The sequence below is a fragment of the Westiellopsis prolifica IICB1 genome (assembly GCF_004323185.1).
In the GTDB taxonomy this organism is placed as follows: Bacteria; Cyanobacteriota; Cyanobacteriia; order Cyanobacteriales; family Nostocaceae; genus Pelatocladus; species Pelatocladus prolificus_A.
Window position 1 is genome coordinate 560,886 of record NZ_NAPS01000002.1, and the last position, 16,564, is coordinate 577,449.

Consider the following 16,564-nt stretch of genomic DNA (forward strand, 5'->3'; position numbering starts at 1 on the left):
TGATGGAGTTTATTGATCTGTCAATGCTATCTATATAGTTGCAACCTAACAAAGTTTTTTCATGCCACCAATACCCATTCCCCTAATCATTCTATCTTTCATCTTAGTTATTTTACCCTGTGTATTTGCTGTAGTTTTACGAATTACTCTTTATAAGCATCTAATTTTTTTAGAACAGCGACTTAGAAGATTAATTAATAGACAGGAACGTGGACAACAACCGAAAATTATTGAAGATTTAGAAAGAAGATTTTTACATGCAAGTAAAAATCTAGACCATGTCAATACTACCGCATTAATTGAAGATGCTTATAGTCGAGAAAAAATAGGTTCCATTACTTGCGAACAAATCGATTATTTATGTCGAACTTTGCCAAACTTACTACTAGCTTTTGGTTTATTTGGCACTTTTGTGGGTATTACATTTAATTTATATACCCTTGGTGAAACAATTAATCAAAGTAATGCTAGTAATATCAGTACCTTGGTTGCAGAATTAGAGAAACCACTCCAAGGTATGAGTATAGCTTTTGTTAGTAGTTTGATAGCTTTATGTTTTAGCGCTTTACTAACAGTCATAAATTTATCTCTAAATACAAGTTTATTAAAATACCGCTTAATTAGCTGCTTAGAAGATTATCTAGATAATATTTATCAACCTCAAGTCCAGGGTGACACTCGTCTTGATAAAATTGTGAATAAAATGGTGTCCCAACAGGAAAGATTCTTAGCTAATTTTGGTAATACTGTTCGCACAGCAGTAGAAACATCTTTAGGAAAAGTAACACAGCAAATAGCAGATAGTAATAAAGAGGTTGCTGATTTAGCTAGACAAGTATATGAAAGTTTTACACAATCTGCTGGAACCATATCTGCTGCTGCGAATGAGTTTAAGTTCACCATTGAAGAATTAAATCAAAAAGCAGAGATATTTAAACAAGCTGCTGATACTTTTGATCAAAGTCAGTTTCCTGCAAAATTATCAGAAGCTACAGCAGATTTAGCTACTATACAGGAAAAATTTTATGATTCTACCGCTAGTTTAGCCGAAGCAACAACAGTTATAGCTACGGTAGTAAAAGAGGTTCAGCGTTGTAGTCAAGAGTTAATTAATCTAGGTGCAGAAATTAAAGAGATTAATACAACTTCTGTACAAATGTTAAAGTTGCATCAAAATAATCAGCAATCTCTGAGTGAGATTATTCCACAACTGAAACAAGGAGCAACTAGTTTTTCAAAAGCTGTTAACAAACTGGATAAATTAGAACAAAGAATTACTAATGATGCAGAGAGTTTAGAAAAACTCATAGAAAATGTGAAAACCTATACTCAGCAAGTCAATTCAGCAATAGAAATTACAGGCGATCGCTTGATTTCTAATTTATCCCAACAACTAGGTACAAACCAAAAACAAATCCAAACTGTAATTGCTAATTTAGAAGGATACGCCAATCAATTAAGTGTAAAGTTTGACACGCTCACTTTAGACATGGTGCAGTTAATTAAAGACAATAACGCAGGTTATCAAACAGTAGGAACCAGGCTCATAGAAGGTGTAAACAAGCAAACTATACAGGTTACAAGAAGTATAGAAGAATGTATTAAAAATCTTAACGATACTAAATTTGAAATTTACAGACTGAGACAAAATTTGGAAAATTTTCCAGAAAAAGCACCAGATACATTAGATGGCTTGAATAAATTTTAAAATAAAATTTTTAGTTTATGTCTAAGCGATCGCGACCTTTTAATGAACATGAAGACCTCAATATTTGGCAAGCATTTACAGACCTCATGTCTAATGCTTTCATGATACTTTTATTGTTACTATTAATAATTAGTGTTAAATATACAATATCACAAATATCAAATAAGAAAGATACGGCAACAGGTAGACCACCAATTTTTTTAATCAAAGACGAAAATTACAGATTTGAGCCTGGTAGCGCGGCAATTCCTCCAGATATGCTCAATTATATTATTAATAAAATTGTGCCTGGTATTGAAAAAACAACAAGAGATTACAATATCGATACTGTAGAAATTATTGGTCATACTGATGAGCAATCTATTGGAAACGGTATAGCCAGTAATCTAGACAATAATTTAGAAGCATTTGCTAGTGATAAAGGTGCTGTCGTCGCCCTGAAACCAGGATCTAATGCTGATTTAGGGTTAATGCGTTCTTTAGCAGTAGTCAAAGAACTCTTGAAAATTCAAAAACAAAAAGGTCGCATGTCAGGAATTAAATTTCGTGCCTACTCAGCAGCACAATTAATATTACCAAACGGAGAATTTGCCCCTGTTCCCAAGGGAGTGCGTCAACCAGAAGCAACACGACGACGCATTGAATTTCGCTTTACTCGCTTAGGTGAAGTGCAAGAACTTAATTGAACATAGGGATTGGGAATTATCCGTCATGAGCCGCACTCGTGTACCGGAATTAACTTCGCAGTAAATCCGTAGCCCTCTGTATCCATACGCTAGATACATAGCCGCTACGCACCTACTGGTGTTTACTTATGACCATTGATACCTGAGAAATGATCACCGGGGATTCTTTAAAAACAGTTTCAATTTCCGAAACGAAGGTGACAAAAGCTGTAGGAAGAGAGTAGCTTATTTGATAATAACAAGCGGCACTCAGCAGCTATGGTAAAAGAATTAGCAATCCGCACCAATGGACTGACGAAGCAATTTGACAGGCACGTTGCCGTTAATAATGTTGATTTAGAAATTTATACAGGTGAGGTATATGGCTTAATCGGCCCCAATGGTGCAGGTAAAACAACTCTCATTCGGATGTTAGCAGCAGCAGAAGAACCGACTACGGGTGAGATTTATATTAATGGCGATCGCTTCTTACGTGACCAAAGTAACCCTACTCTTAAGCGTCGTCTTGGTTACTTACCTGATGACTATCCTCTATATGAGGAACTGACAGTCTGGGACTACCTAGATTATTTTGCCCGTTTGTATCGTTTGCGAGAACCACGCCGGACAAAACGTCTGCATGAGGTTTTAGAACTAATACAACTGGGGAATAAACGCAATAGCTTGATTTCCACTTTGTCACGGGGGATGAAACAGCGCCTCAGTTTGGCGCGCACAATCATTCATGAACCAATTTTGCTGCTGTTAGATGAACCTGTTTCAGGACTCGATCCAATTGCGAGGATGCAGTTTCGAGAAATCATCAAAGTCTTGCAAGAAGCGGGAATGACAATCTTAATTTCTTCCCATGTTCTCAGCGATTTGGCAGAATTATGTACTTCGGTGGGAATCATGGAACTTGGTTATTTAGTAGAAAGTGCATCACTACAACAACTCTATCAACGTCTTGCCCGTCAACAAATTGTCATCTCAACTTTAGGAAAGCAAGAGGAACTGTTAGCAGAACTTAAGAATAATGCTTTTGTGGAAGAGTGGGAAGTCATTAGTGCTAAAAATAGCGTGCGGGTGAATTTTTCTGGTAAGCAGGAAGACTGTGCTAACTTGTTGCGATCGCTCATCCAAGCTGACATTCCGATTAGCGAATTTCATTGCACCCAAGAAGACCTAGAAACTATTTTCCTCAAGCTTGGTCATAAACAAGCATCTTAGTCAAGGGTCAATTGTCAATAGTCAATTGTTACTCTCCACATATCCCCCGTCCCCCTTGTCCCCCTTCCAATCCCTGATCCCCAACCCCCAACCTTGGAGTTTTTCACCTATGTTGCTCAATTTTATGGATAGAATAGGCGACTGGAACCCGCAATTATTGCGGGAAATTAAAGGTCGTCTCAAAGTTTTCCCTGTGGCGATCGCCTGTATTACATCTTTAATTGGTCAGTTGATATTGTTCCTGTATCAATTGCGGGAGATACCAGGCGAAAAATATCAAATGTCAGGTACTTATTGCCGCTTAGGAGAAGTTTACAAACAACAAGTAAACGATATTTACCCACAGATTAGCAAACTGCAACAACAATTATCTTGGCTAAACAAATCTAAAAATTATGATGCGTCAGCAGTTCAATCTTTAACACAACAAATAGACCAACTTAAGGCTCAAGAAAAAAATATTAATAATATTTTGTACAATAAGTACTGCCCTCTTGAGCAAATTAATATGCAGCAGTGGTGGCGAGATCACTGGGAATATATATTCCTATCACTGACTGTCATTTTTATTTTCACACTATTAGTTGCGGGTACTTATTTACTGATTAATAACTTAGCTCAAGAAGAAAATCGCGGTACATTAAATTTTTTGCGTCTTAGCCCCCAGTCAGAAACAAGTATTTTGACTGGTAAAATGTTGGGAGTTCCAATATTAATTTATCTGGCAGTTGTAGTCGCAATACCTTTTCATTTATTAGCAGGTCGTGCTGCTAATATTGCCTTTAGTCACATTTTGAGTTTTTATGTCATTTTAGGTGCTAGTTGCTTTTTCTTCTATAGTACCGCACTATTATTTGGCTTTGTTAGTCGTTTATTCAGTGGATTTCAGCCTTGGTTGGGTAGTGGCGCAGTTCTCATTTTCTTGTTTGTGACAATGCAACTTGCATCTTCTGGACCATATTTAGATAATGCAGCTGCTTGGTTAAGACTTTTCAGTCCCTTTGATATGACGGCTTATTTATTCCCCAATTTGTTCCGTAGATATAATTGGGAATTACTGGAACAAATACAATTTTTCTACCTACCTGTTGGAAAAAGCCTTCTTTGTTTAGTGGGTTTAAATATAGTCAATTATGGTTTGTGGAGTTATTGGGTTTGGTATGGTTTAAAGCGCCGCTTTCGTAACCCAAACTCTCCAATGCTAAGTAAGGGACAAAGTTATTTGCTTGTTGCTTATTTGCAACTTATTCTTTGGGGGTTCACTCTCCAGTATTTCAAAAATTATCGTCATTACTACTCCAATGGAAATCCTGCTCCTGCTTATTACGATTTCAACTATCAAGTAACGCAAAACTTTGGCTTGATAATGTTTTTTAACTTGCTGTTACTGTTTGGTTTAATGACAATTCTCTCACCACATCGGCAAGCAATTCAAGATTGGGCTAGATATCGACATCAAAAAATTTCCCAACGTAAAGGATTTTGGCAAAATTCTTTATTACAAGATTTAATCTGGGGTGAAAAAAGTCCAGCAATAGTCACAATCGCAATCAATCTTGTGATTGTGAGTCTTCCATTAGTAACTTGGATTTTAGTTGCACTTTCTTTGCAGACGAATCATAACAATAGCTTAAATTGGCTAGTTAACGAAGTTGGTCGCTTCAAAGCAATTTTAGGTGTAGTTTTGTTTATCTGTATGATGATGATCTACGCCACAATCGCGCAAATCATCCTATTGATGAAAACTTCCAAACGTGCGGTTTGGGCAATTGGAACTGTCGCTACAGTGATGTTTTTACCGCCCATGTTTTTAGGAATGTTGAGTCTGAATCCAGATAAAAATTCTACGTTATGGTTGCTTTCAAGTTTTCCTTGGGCAGGGTTAGAATATACGACGAGTACAACTGTTTTTATCGCTCTTTTGAGTGAGTTGAGTATTTTAGGATTGTTAAACTTACAGTTGAAACGTCAAATAAAAATAGCAGGAGAATCTGCTACTAAAGCTTTGCTAACAAAAAGCTAAGGCGAAGTTTGTAGTAAGGACTTTAGTTCTAAAGATTTAAGCGCTAAAGCGCTTACTACGAACTGGAAAAATTGACTTAACAAAATACACTTTAATTCGAGAGTGTCGCCATGCTAAACAATTTTCTAGATCGATTGGGAGACTGGAATCCGCAATGGTTGCGCGAACTCAAAGGACGTCTGCAACTACGCAATATCATACTGACAACGATCATTTCCTTAGGTAGTCAATTTTTGCTCTTTATAGCTTTTCAAGCTCGATTACCAATTTCTCAGGATAGATTTCTTAATAATTCTAATAAGTATTGTACAGGTAAACTTTTATATGGATTACCGAAATGTTTATCAGATGAATTTGGCGATCCTATCATCAATTGGCAGTTGTGGTGGCTCGATTTATTTACATGGCTGAGTATTTGTGCCTGTTTTAGTCTTTTGGTGATCGGGATTTATCTGCTTATTAGTGATTTAGCTAGTGAAGAACGACGTGGAACGCTGAATTTTATTCGTCTTAGTCCCCAAGAATCCCAAAATATTTTAGTGGGAAAAATGTTAGGAGTGCCAATTTTGCCTTATCTGGCGATCGCTTTGGTAATTCCTTTGCATGTATTATCAGGATTAACAGCAAATATTTCCTTCGGATCGATTTTAGGCTTTGATGCTGTTGTCTTAGCTGCTTGTCTATTTTATTACAGTGCAGCGTTGCTATTTAGCTTAGTTGGTTCTTGGTTAGGTGGTTTTCAAGCTTGGTTGGGTAGTGGAGTTGTTCTTGGTTTTCTACTCATAACTAAGCAGTCACTTGTTTATATCTCAACTAATTCTGCATTTCTTTTTTTGAGATTTTTTAACCCATATTACTTTATTCCTCGGTTATCAGACAGTTATGAATTTAGTTCTACATATCTATGGAACGATTTTAATTGGTTCGTTTTACCTCTAGAAAATAGCGAGTTCATAATTACTGGTTTAGCAATTGGAAATTTCTTTTCGCTAATGTATTTTACTTGGCAAGCTTTACAGCGTTGTTTTCGTAATCCTAATGCTACTATGCTGAGTAAGCGCCAGAGTTATTTACTGACTTTTTACTTTACTATTTCATCTTTAGGGTGTGCGAATTGGCAATCAATTATTTCGGAGAATTTTTCTTATTCATCGGTAATGAAAGATGAGCTAGCTTGCTTATTATTTTTACAGTTTTGGCTATTTTTGTACTTAATTGCAGCTATAACTCCTCATCGTCAAACTTTACAAGACTGGGCGCGCTACCGTCACATTGCTGATCATAAGAGTTTAGGAAATCGCTATATTAAAGATTTGATTTGGGGAGAAAAAAGCCCTTCTTTGGTGGCGATCGCATTAAATGCAAGTATTGCCATAACTTTTCTTAGTTCATTAATTATTCTGGCTAATAATAACACTCAAACCAAAATGAGTGCTGTTTATGCTCTGATTTTGGCTGGTAGTTTAGCTATGCTTTATGCTGCGTTAGCCCAGCTCATGTTACTTAAAAAAACTCGACATCGGATATTTTGGACTGTTGGTAGTCTTGGCGCTGTAATTGTTTTGCCAGTATTAATTATGCTGATGTTTTGGTCTAATTATCCTGGTAATAGCAATTTTATTGGGTTATTTTCAGTAGCAGCACCGCTTCTTGCTTTGTATACACCCGACCAAGAGTCATTATATTCTCTCGGAGTGTTATTTGTAATTTTTATGCAAGTCATGATCACAGGATTACTGATATTACAGTTGCGGAGACAATTGCGAAAAGTAGGAGAATCTACAACGAAGGTGTTATTTGCTACCCAAAGCAACCACAGATAATTGAACACTTACTGTTGATGAGGCTGTGATAGACTCGATGTGTCGCGATCGCGTTTCTGGCATTCTGCACATTGATACCAACAAATAAAGAACAAACCGTTGTACCAGACGCGATATATCGCGTCTAAATTCATACCGAGATTTAGCAACGCCAAAATTTTACTAGTTATATCTGCTATCTGTACACGTAAATTTTCAAAAATTTACGCACCAATATAAAATTTTATACATCAGCAGCTGCAACCTTAAAATTAGCTGAGAAAGTCATAAAAGTTTTCTAAATTAAATATAAGTTTCTTAGATGGAAATCTTTAGCTAGTCATAATCTGTAGACAAATTCTTCAAGCAACAATCAATTTAAAGTTCAAATCACAGCTTTCAGAATCGATAGATCTTGTCTTGAGGAAATTTAATCATGAATTGGAAATATTTATTGCTACCAAGTATAGCATCTCTAGCAATAGCCAGTTGGGTCAGAGAAGTTCAATCAGCTGAAACTTATATTGCTGTGAATACTCAAACAGAGGCTGTAGTTCAGTTAACAAAATCTCAAGTTTCAACAGTTACAAAATCTGGAAATTTTGTCTCTGGAGAACACACAACTCAAGGCACAGCTAGGATTACTACAAAAAACGGAAAATCCTTCCTAGAGCTTGATCAGTCATTCAAAACTTCCAATATGGGACCAGACTTAGTAGTAATTTTACATCGTTCAGATAATGTAATTGGTTCAACCAAGCCACCATCATATTCCTTAAAAAAAGGAGATTACGTCATTCTTGGTCGCTTACAAAAATTTAGCGGCGGTCAAAGCTATGTCATTCCTGACAATATCAATTTAGCAGAATACAAATCTGCTGTTATCTGGTGCCGTAAGTTCAATGCTACCTTCGGCGCTGCCAAACTAAGCAATAGCTAATAATCAACACTCAAGAACTAATAGCTTCCTCTAATACAGTCAACCTGGTGCAAATATAGGTGAGGGAGCGCAACAAGCAGAGATTGTCTTTGCTAAATCGAGTCAAACTCTGACCTGGAAGCAAGGAGATGGTAGTATTTTAGAATTTGCCGAAGCGAATGATATTCATCCTCTCTTCAGTTGTTGTGCGGGTATTTGCGGAATTTGTATGTGTAAAATAAATGCAGGTGAGGTTGCTTATCAGGAAGAACCAACTGCTGCAATTGATGAGGGTTCGGTGTTGATTTGTATTTCTCAACCGGGAAGTTCTAGGGTAGTGTTGGATATTTAGCTTCTGTTCAAAGAACAATAGTTGCAAGGTTTTTAGTTGTTTGTCCTGGTACCAAGTCTACCTTTTGTTTGGAAAATCAAAAATATAGCAGTGATCGCAGTTGGAATCAGCAAATTGATTTCAGTAAATAGCTGAGGAACAAAGCTTTCAGACTCGACTGTACCTCCTAACCCAATCGAATCGTTGATTAAACCATACATGGCGATCGCAATAATTGTCGTTTGTCCTAACAGATTCCAGAAATGGGTCATGAGGATTGAAACAAAGGTAAGCCGCAGTGTAAAAACACACAGATAAACTAATCCTCCAGTCAAGCCGAAGACATTAAAAAGATCAAATTTGACAGGAAAATGCCAGAGTCCCCACAGAAGTCCCAAAATGAGGGTGGCTTTGAGCGGGCTAAAGCGCTACTGGAATTATGGCTATTTCAATAAGAACTGAAATTACATAAAACCATATCAACGGATGTTTCTTAATGCTGCCTACAAACTGTTTGGTCATTGAGATTGTTCTCTTTTCTAATAAGTCGGTTTACCTGAGAAAACTGCCAAGTGCGTCTGAACAGCGAAGGTTGAAATCAGCCGATTTCATCACTTTCTACCAAATCTAGCCCATATTAAAAATTACTATAGGAATCAATTTAATTTTTAATTTTTGTTGGCGTAGACTGCACTCTGCGCCAACAAAAATTTACTACAGATTTATTTTCTCTTTCCTGCTCAGAGTTTCCTCTCTCTACGATTCATAAATCAAACCCGATTACTATAGAGATCACAAATCAGTTAATTAGGACTTACGCACACTCTACGAATTCTTGGCTTCTACCTTACGGTAGACACGTAGTGGCTTCCGCAGGTAGCCGCTAGCGCGTCTAAGGCGTCTTGGCGGTTAGATCAATTAACCTTTTTGGCAATTTTTGCGTAAGTCCTGTTAATATAACTGCGCTAAAAATTCTCATCCGTAAAAAATTTATCTGAATAATTTTTATTTCGTTAATTTTAAGTATTTTTAGATTAAAATTAATAAAATTTTCTTATATTTTATATTTTTTCCTGACTTATATGTTATCAATAATCTATTTATCAACATTTTACAGATCATAGAGTCAAATACAAATGTCATTAAAACTTGTCTCAGTAATCATTCCTTGTTTTAACGCAGAAAGGTGGTTGAAGGAAGCAATTGATAGCTGCTTACAACAAACTTACCCCAATATCGAAATTCTGGTGATTGATGATGGTTCAACTGATAATTCCTTAGAAATTATCAAAACTTATGGCAATAAAGTTATCTGGAAAAGCTTACCCCATCAAGGGGGAAACCATGTCAGAAATTATGGCTTTCATTTATCAAAAGGAGAGTATATCCAGTATCTAGATGCAGACGACTACATCTTACCTGAAAAAATTTCCAGACAAGTAAATTTTTTAGAGAAAACAGGAGCCGATGTTGTTTATGGTGATTGGAGATATAAACATCATTATGCAGATGGAACAAGTTTTTTAGGGCCTATACAAATAGCCAAAACACAAACTGACATCCTTGAATCTTTACTAGCAAATTGGTGGACTGCTGTCGCCTCATTACTTTACAGAAGAAGTGCAGTCAAAAATAGCGGTGGATGGGATGAAAAGTTGTTAGCAGCACAAGATAGAGATTTCTTCTTATCAGTAGTCATGAATGGTGCAAAAGTAGTATATCAGCCAGGTTGCTATGCAGTTTATAGAAGATACGGCAATGTGACAGTTTCCACTTTGAGTAAATCTCGTTGGATAGAATGCCAAAATTTAGTACTACAAAAAGCACAAAATACGCTAGTACAGTCAAATAAATTGACACTGAAATATCGTTATGCCTTAGCTGTATCTTATTTTGAATTGGCACGAGAATCATTGAAAGTTGACTATTCAATGTACCCGCGATTTTTGGAAAAAACTTTAATCTTGTCTCCCGATTTTAAGCATAAAAGTAAGCGCATAGCATATAACTTAATTCAAAAAATTTTGGGATTTCGACACACAGAAAGAATATTCTTTTTATTGTCGTCTCTCAAAAAATTGCTCAAATCACTTAATCAATTTTTGATTAACACAAAAGAAAAATTCAGTATAATATCATAATTAAGTAGATCTGCACGAATAAAGTTAACTCGTAAGGATCGTCATTCGTAATTTGTCATTAGTTCATGATGGCTAAGTGTTGTTCTAATCTTGCATTTAGGAATACAGATGAATAGTTCAAAAGTTGTCGCAATTATTACAGGTGTTTTTTCCATTATTTTAGCGATCGCCTACCTACTCCTCGTACAAATCATCGACTTTCGCGGCGAAATGAAACCGGCCCCCATCAGTGAAGCAGAACAGCCAGTATCGATAGTTACTCCCTTATATACAAACAGTTGATTGAAAACAAGCCAGTGCGATCGCTAACTATTTATCATCCAAAGTTTCAATCAACAAATCTACTTGTTGTTGTCGCTGTTGTAAAAAACTTTCGCACTCACCTAAATACTCAACAGCCTTAGCAAACTGCTCAAACACATCAGCCAAATCCAACTCACCCGCCTCAATTTGAGCGATAATACCCTCAATTTCAGCAACCTTCGCCTCATAATTCCAAACTTCTATTTCTACAGACTTAGAATTAGAAGAATTACTGCGCTTAACCATGCAAATCTCCGCGTCCTCTGCGCCTCTGCGGTTTAAATTTTACTCTTTTTTACCCGTCACCCTGACTTTAACCTCACCCCGTCCCAACTGTATCACCAACTCTTGCCCCCTAGCTAATTCAGTCGCATTGCGAACAATCATCCCATTTTCTTGTCTAACCACCGCATAACCACGTTGTAATACAGCTTGCGGATCAAGAGTTGTCAGCTTCTGTCGTAACATCTCCAAATGCTGAGTTGCTTGTTGGAGTTTACCAGATGTAATTTGCACTAATTTCTGACGTTGCCAAACCAGCATTTGCATCTGTTGCTGTACTTGCTTATCCAAGCGCAAACGCCGCAAACGTTCCCCCAATCCTTGCAGTTGATTTTCAGCTGTTACTAACTTTCTTTGCACAACCTGCTGTAAATTTACAACTCGCTGCTCATGCTGATTATATAGGTCTGTCAGAGCCGGAACAACTCGTTCAGCTGCCGCAGTCGGAGTATGCACATTCTCATCTGCAACTAAATCCACCAAAGACTCATCCCTTTGATGTCCAATTCCGGTAATCACAGGAATCGTACAATTAGCGACTGCTCGTACCACCCGCTCATCATTAAAACAAGCCAATTCCTCAACAGCACCCCCTCCCCGCGATAAAATTAATACCTCAGCCCGTCCATCACGTTCAACCCGTTCAATTGCCTTTACAATAGAGTCTGGTGCTTGCTCACCCTGGACTGTAGCCGGAGAAAATAAAACACGTAAACCTGGATATCTGTGTCTCAAAGTCTTTTGGATATCACCCCAAGCAGCAGCAGTCGGTGAAGTGACAACAGCAATAGTTTGAGGATGAAGTGGAAGAGATTTTTTCCTTTGTGGATCAAACAATCCTTCTGCTTCTAAGCGGTTTCGCAGTTGTTGATAACGCAACGCCTGCAAGCCCACACCAGCCGGTAAAGCTTGCCAAACAGAAAGCTGATATTCTCCGCGTGCTGGGTATAGTCGGATACTGCCCAAAATAATTAACTGCTCACCCACAGTCGGTCTTTGCATCAGTTTAGGCAATTGCCCATTCCACACCACACATTTAATTCCTGCTCCATGATCGGGATCTTGCAGTGTAAAAAATAAACCACTACGATGATTGTTAGCACTAGAAACTTCTCCAATCACCCAAACCTGTCGCAATTGCTCATCTTGTTCTAGTAACAAGCGAATGTAATCAGTCAAACCAGCAACGGTAACAGCTGTATCAGGAATTACAAACTCAGTAAAATCAGCACTCATTCGATTTTGGATTTTGGATAATTTATTTTTTGGTGTTCCCTAAATAGCTAAACGAGAATTAACAAATGTCTTGTAAATAAACGTAAAAATATGCCTATAGTAGCGCTTGACGAGGCGCATAGCTAATACATACTGCATAATAACCAAGATAGAGTAGTTCGCACTATGTAGCGATTAGCCACAAAAAAATGTCAAAATAGTATATCTGTTCTATAAATCTTCCCAAGCAACACTCCCTAAATCCATATATATAGAGGTAGGAATGGCTGTTAATACTGATAATGCAGGCAAGCAAAAAGCGCTCAACATGGTACTCAACCAGATTGAGCGTACTTTTGGCAAAGGAACAATCATGCGCTTGGGCGACGCCACCCGGATGCGGGTAGAAACCATCTCTAGTGGGGCGCTGACTTTAGATTTGGCTTTAGGCGGCGGTTTACCCAAAGGTCGAGTGATTGAAATATATGGTCCAGAAAGTTCTGGGAAAACGACATTAGCACTACACGCCGTTGCAGAAGTGCAAAGAAATGGTGGGATTGCTGCTTATGTTGATGCTGAACACGCCTTAGATCCTACCTACGCCGCAGCTTTAGGTGTAGATACAGAAAACTTATTGGTTTCCCAACCAGATACGGGAGAATCAGCATTAGAAATTGTTGATCAACTCGTTCGTTCAGCAGCAGTAGATATAGTCGTCATTGACTCGGTAGCAGCCCTAGTTCCCCGTGCAGAAATCGAAGGCGATATGGGCGATGCTCACGTTGGTCTTCAGGCAAGATTGATGAGCCAAGCTCTCCGTAAAATTACTGGCAATATTGGTAAATCTGGCTGCACAGTCATTTTCCTCAACCAGTTACGACAAAAAATTGGTATCAGCTACGGAAACCCAGAAACTACAACTGGTGGTAATGCACTTAAATATTATGCTTCGGTACGCTTAGATATCCGCCGGATTCAAACCTTGAAAAAAGGAACCGAGGAATTTGGTAATCGCGTTAAAGTCAAAGTTGCGAAAAATAAAGTCGCGCCACCTTTTAGAATTGCAGAATTTGACATCATTTTTGGTAGGGGTATTTCTACCTTGGGTTGTCTTGTGGATTTGGCAGAAGAAACTGGTGTTATCAACCGTAAGGGAGCATGGTATAGCTACAATGGCGACAATATTTCCCAAGGTCGAGATAACGCCATTAAGTACTTAGAAGAAAAAACAGAATTTGCTGAACAAATTAAGCAGCTAGTCCGGGAAAAACTAGAAAAAGGAGCTGTTGTTTCTGCTAACTCTGTCAGCAAAACAAGCGAGGACGAAGAAGAAGATATGGATGATGCTTCTGAGGAGGAATAGTATTTGTTGTTTATTGAGACCCGCCTGCGATTGAAATCGCAGTCTCATAGTAAAAGTCTGCTTAAAGCAGACTACTTGATAAAATCAAGTCGTATTTATACGACTTGTGCTATTAGCTAAGGGTTTAAACCCTTAGTATATTGAAAAAATAGGGATGTTCTCCTTATTTTGTAGAGATGTGCCATGGCACGTCTCTATAAATTTGTATGAATGACGGAGGCTTCACGCCTGTTAAAATAAATCAAGTTATTTGCTTTCTCTACTGAATTGGAACATCTTGACCCCAAACGATACGGATTAGCGTTGCACACTACAACCCCTGAATTGGGTTTGGCAATTAGTAACTTTGCTGGAGATGGGCGTTCTGCTGTCTGGAATTTGGAACGTGAGTTATCCAGTCTTATGCATCAATACTTAATAGAATTTATTAAACCCCAAACTTGGGTAGACTTGGGCTTTATTGCTGTAGCTAAGGGACCAGGTGGTTTTACTGGAACTCGAATTGGGGTAGTTGCTGCTAGGACTTTGGGACAACAGCTAGAAATTCCTGTATTTGCTATCTCCACATTAGCAGCAGTAGCTTTGTCACAAGCAAACAAGAGTGTGATTGCTGTACAAATGGCGGCACAAAGGGGTCAAATTTTTGCTGCTATCTATCAATCTGCACCTGATGGTTTGGGACTCCAAGTGTTATTACCAGATACTGTATTCACCCCAGAAGCATGGCAGAAAAAGTTAGCAACCTGGAATAGTGATTATCAGCTCGTTGAAGCAAAATCAGAATTAGCTGCAACAGTGACAAGCATTTTGCAGCTAGCGTATCTGGAATGGCAAGCAGGAAAGCGTCTTCATTGGTCAGAAGCACTTCCATTCTACGGACAGCATCCAGTCGAGATTTAGGTTAATATAATTATTCTGAGCGATCGCACAGAAGTTTACAGCTAAAGTCGGTTAAAAGGCGACTGCTCAGGTTTTAACCCATTAAAATGAGTTTAGGCTTTGAGGCGAAAATTGATTTACGGCTGGAAACTATCCCTTATTTTTGATCAACATCACTTGCACAATTTGTGTGGCGATATCACTGGAAATACCTAAAGCTTGGTATAAATCATTCAAAAAATCTCGCTCTTCCTGAGAAACGATTCCATCAGATAATACTAAATCGGTGGCTACTGCAAAAGCTGCTTCCCGCAAATCATTTGGTAGAGAATCCTTAGCAGCATTAAATAAAACATCAATACCGTCGCCCTTTAAAATTCCCAGAAGTTTGTCAAACATTCTAATGATGACATCATGAGAATAACTTCTAAAAAGTCTCATCCGAGACAGGGTCGATGAGATAGCACGCGCCTCCTCTTCAGAAAGATAACCGTCTGAGGCTGTTGCTGCCAGAGTAATGGCGGCAAATGCTTCTGCTGGAGTGAATGCGTCTTGAACTTGGCTTTGTGCGCTGGACATTTTGTCGAATAAACCCATTGTAGTTTGCTCCTTGGCTCTGGTCTTAGTCTATGTATAATTGCTGAGTTTTTGTCACCATTTAGGTAACTAATGAAACTCTGTAAGACTCTTGACCTTAGTGTTCCCAAGATTTTTATCTAGTGAACACAGCACTCAATGGTTTTCGACAACAAGTTACATTTTTAGCTTGCAATTAGCGAAACAGCCTGGGAGAGGTTTGGCGATCGCCTGTTTTTTCTATTGTTTCAATTACTGCCAAACCAATACCAGAACCTGCAATCAGCAGACCTACCGATATCAAAAAGGCATTTACAAGCATGTGGAGGGCTTCATCAAAGAAAATGTAGGTGGTCATAGCTTTGCTCTCTTTAACTCTGTTGTGCTAGTACTATTTGTTTCTTCACAGCTTGATGGCTGATTTTCGCTTTTTTATTTACCAGCATCTGCATCTTAACAAAACTTTAGGTCTTTAGCGAGATGCCTAGCTATTTTTCTTTTGAAAGATTTGAATAAATTTAGCTAATCTTTTTATTAAGCTACATGCTGTTCAGTAAGTAAATTTTAAAAATATACCTTTTATTTTTACGTAACATTTTTATAGTCACTTAGTGTTTTAAATTACAAAGAAAGGCAGAGGGCAGGAGGCACTTATGCTGAAGGCATTCTGTCTCCTGCCCTCTGAAAAAACTTTAGTTATGGGTTTAAAGCCCATTTAAAAAAAGATGTTTTTCGAGACGCATAGCGCGAGGAAAAACGGCGTCCTTGCTTCAATCCCACGTTTTTAAACGTGGGTTCCTTCTGCCCTCTGCCCTCTGCCTTCTGCCTTCTGAATCTATAAATCTGTTAAAATGATGAGCTTGTTTGCTAAGATTAAGAATCGCAAAGTTCAGATATCCGACTTCTTTAAGAAGTCGGATATCTTGTCACTACAGCTAGTAAATAAGTGATATTAACAACTGTAATTGTGATTTTGAGTCTTTTATAAGACATGGTAAAGATGAAAATTTTGATATTTGATGATTATTTCAGTTAGAATTGGCATATATTTTTTTACTTTTTAAATAAAAAAAGACTACAAATATATTTGTTGGTACTGAAATTCTCTACAAAAACTCATGTGGCTA

General features: G+C 37.8%; 16 protein-coding genes. 11 read left to right on the plus strand and 5 right to left on the minus strand.

Features of this window, described 5'->3' with window-relative positions:
* Positions 1-61 precede the first annotated feature (61 nt).
* The 7 genes from B4U84_RS16675 (at position 62) to B4U84_RS31630 (ending at position 8,699) form a co-directional block, all read left to right on the plus strand.
* A complete protein-coding gene (locus tag B4U84_RS16675) occupies positions 62-1,708 on the plus strand; it encodes a hypothetical protein (RefSeq protein ID WP_131119560.1) in 1,647 nt (548 codons plus the stop codon).
* Between the two features lie 17 nt (positions 1,709-1,725).
* A complete protein-coding gene (locus tag B4U84_RS16680) occupies positions 1,726-2,394 on the plus strand; it encodes an OmpA family protein (protein ID WP_131119562.1) in 669 nt (222 codons plus the stop codon).
* A 258-nt stretch (positions 2,395-2,652) separates the two neighbouring features.
* Positions 2,653-3,603 carry an ABC transporter ATP-binding protein gene (locus B4U84_RS16685; RefSeq protein WP_017310226.1) on the plus strand — a complete coding sequence of 317 codons (951 nt, stop codon included), beginning with the start codon at positions 2,653-2,655 and terminating at the stop codon, positions 3,601-3,603.
* 109 nt (positions 3,604-3,712) lie between these two features.
* Positions 3,713-5,626 (plus strand): ABC transporter permease subunit, encoded by a 1,914-nt coding sequence (locus B4U84_RS16690; RefSeq protein WP_131119564.1) that lies wholly within the window; start codon positions 3,713-3,715, stop codon positions 5,624-5,626.
* Between the two features lie 110 nt (positions 5,627-5,736).
* Complete coding sequence (locus tag B4U84_RS16695; RefSeq protein ID WP_044449989.1) at positions 5,737-7,449, plus strand: hypothetical protein; 1,713 nt, start codon at positions 5,737-5,739, stop codon at positions 7,447-7,449.
* A 415-nt stretch (positions 7,450-7,864) separates the two neighbouring features.
* Positions 7,865-8,368, plus strand: a complete 504-nt coding sequence (locus tag B4U84_RS16700; protein WP_131119566.1) for a DM13 domain-containing protein — start codon at positions 7,865-7,867, stop codon at positions 8,366-8,368.
* Positions 8,369-8,477: 109 nt separating this feature from the next.
* Positions 8,478-8,699 carry a 2Fe-2S iron-sulfur cluster-binding protein gene (locus B4U84_RS31630; RefSeq protein ID WP_278248354.1) on the plus strand — a complete coding sequence of 74 codons (222 nt, stop codon included), beginning with the start codon at positions 8,478-8,480 and terminating at the stop codon, positions 8,697-8,699.
* Between the two features lie 32 nt (positions 8,700-8,731).
* On the opposite strand, the gene B4U84_RS16710 is transcribed toward B4U84_RS31630, so the two are convergent.
* Positions 8,732-8,950 (minus strand): hypothetical protein, encoded by a 219-nt coding sequence (locus tag B4U84_RS16710; RefSeq protein WP_131119570.1) that lies wholly within the window; start codon positions 8,948-8,950, stop codon positions 8,732-8,734.
* Between the two features lie 864 nt (positions 8,951-9,814).
* On the opposite strand from B4U84_RS16710, the gene B4U84_RS16715 reads away from it, so the two are divergent.
* Positions 9,815-10,819 (plus strand): glycosyltransferase, encoded by a 1,005-nt coding sequence (locus B4U84_RS16715; RefSeq protein ID WP_165490310.1) that lies wholly within the window; start codon positions 9,815-9,817, stop codon positions 10,817-10,819.
* A 108-nt stretch (positions 10,820-10,927) separates the two neighbouring features.
* Positions 10,928-11,101: a hypothetical protein gene (locus B4U84_RS30640; protein ID WP_017310233.1), complete on the plus strand. Its 174-nt coding sequence runs from the start codon at positions 10,928-10,930 to the stop codon at positions 11,099-11,101.
* Positions 11,102-11,128: 27 nt separating this feature from the next.
* Here the strand turns inward: B4U84_RS30640 and xseB are convergent, their stop codons facing one another.
* Entirely contained in the window at positions 11,129-11,368 is a 240-nt protein-coding gene (gene xseB, locus B4U84_RS16720) for an exodeoxyribonuclease VII small subunit (protein WP_017310234.1), read from the minus strand.
* A 39-nt stretch (positions 11,369-11,407) separates the two neighbouring features.
* Positions 11,408-12,640 (minus strand): exodeoxyribonuclease VII large subunit, encoded by a 1,233-nt coding sequence (gene xseA / locus B4U84_RS16725; RefSeq protein WP_017310235.1) that lies wholly within the window; start codon positions 12,638-12,640, stop codon positions 11,408-11,410.
* 262 nt (positions 12,641-12,902) lie between these two features.
* On the opposite strand from xseA, the gene recA reads away from it, so the two are divergent.
* Both recA and tsaB read left to right on the plus strand, forming a co-directional pair.
* Positions 12,903-13,982, plus strand: a complete 1,080-nt coding sequence (recA, locus tag B4U84_RS16730; protein ID WP_017310236.1) for a recombinase RecA — start codon at positions 12,903-12,905, stop codon at positions 13,980-13,982.
* 303 nt (positions 13,983-14,285) lie between these two features.
* Entirely contained in the window at positions 14,286-14,882 is a 597-nt protein-coding gene (gene tsaB, locus B4U84_RS16735; RefSeq protein ID WP_231294961.1) for a tRNA (adenosine(37)-N6)-threonylcarbamoyltransferase complex dimerization subunit type 1 TsaB, read from the plus strand.
* Positions 14,883-15,011: 129 nt separating this feature from the next.
* On the opposite strand, the gene B4U84_RS16740 is transcribed toward tsaB, so the two are convergent.
* Both B4U84_RS16740 and B4U84_RS30645 read right to left on the minus strand, forming a co-directional pair.
* Positions 15,012-15,458, minus strand: coding sequence for a tellurite resistance TerB family protein (locus B4U84_RS16740; protein ID WP_017310238.1), 447 nt, complete (start codon positions 15,456-15,458; stop codon positions 15,012-15,014).
* Between the two features lie 175 nt (positions 15,459-15,633).
* Positions 15,634-15,795 carry a hypothetical protein gene (locus B4U84_RS30645; protein ID WP_017310239.1) on the minus strand — a complete coding sequence of 54 codons (162 nt, stop codon included), beginning with the start codon at positions 15,793-15,795 and terminating at the stop codon, positions 15,634-15,636.
* Positions 15,796-16,564: the final 769 nt, after the last annotated feature.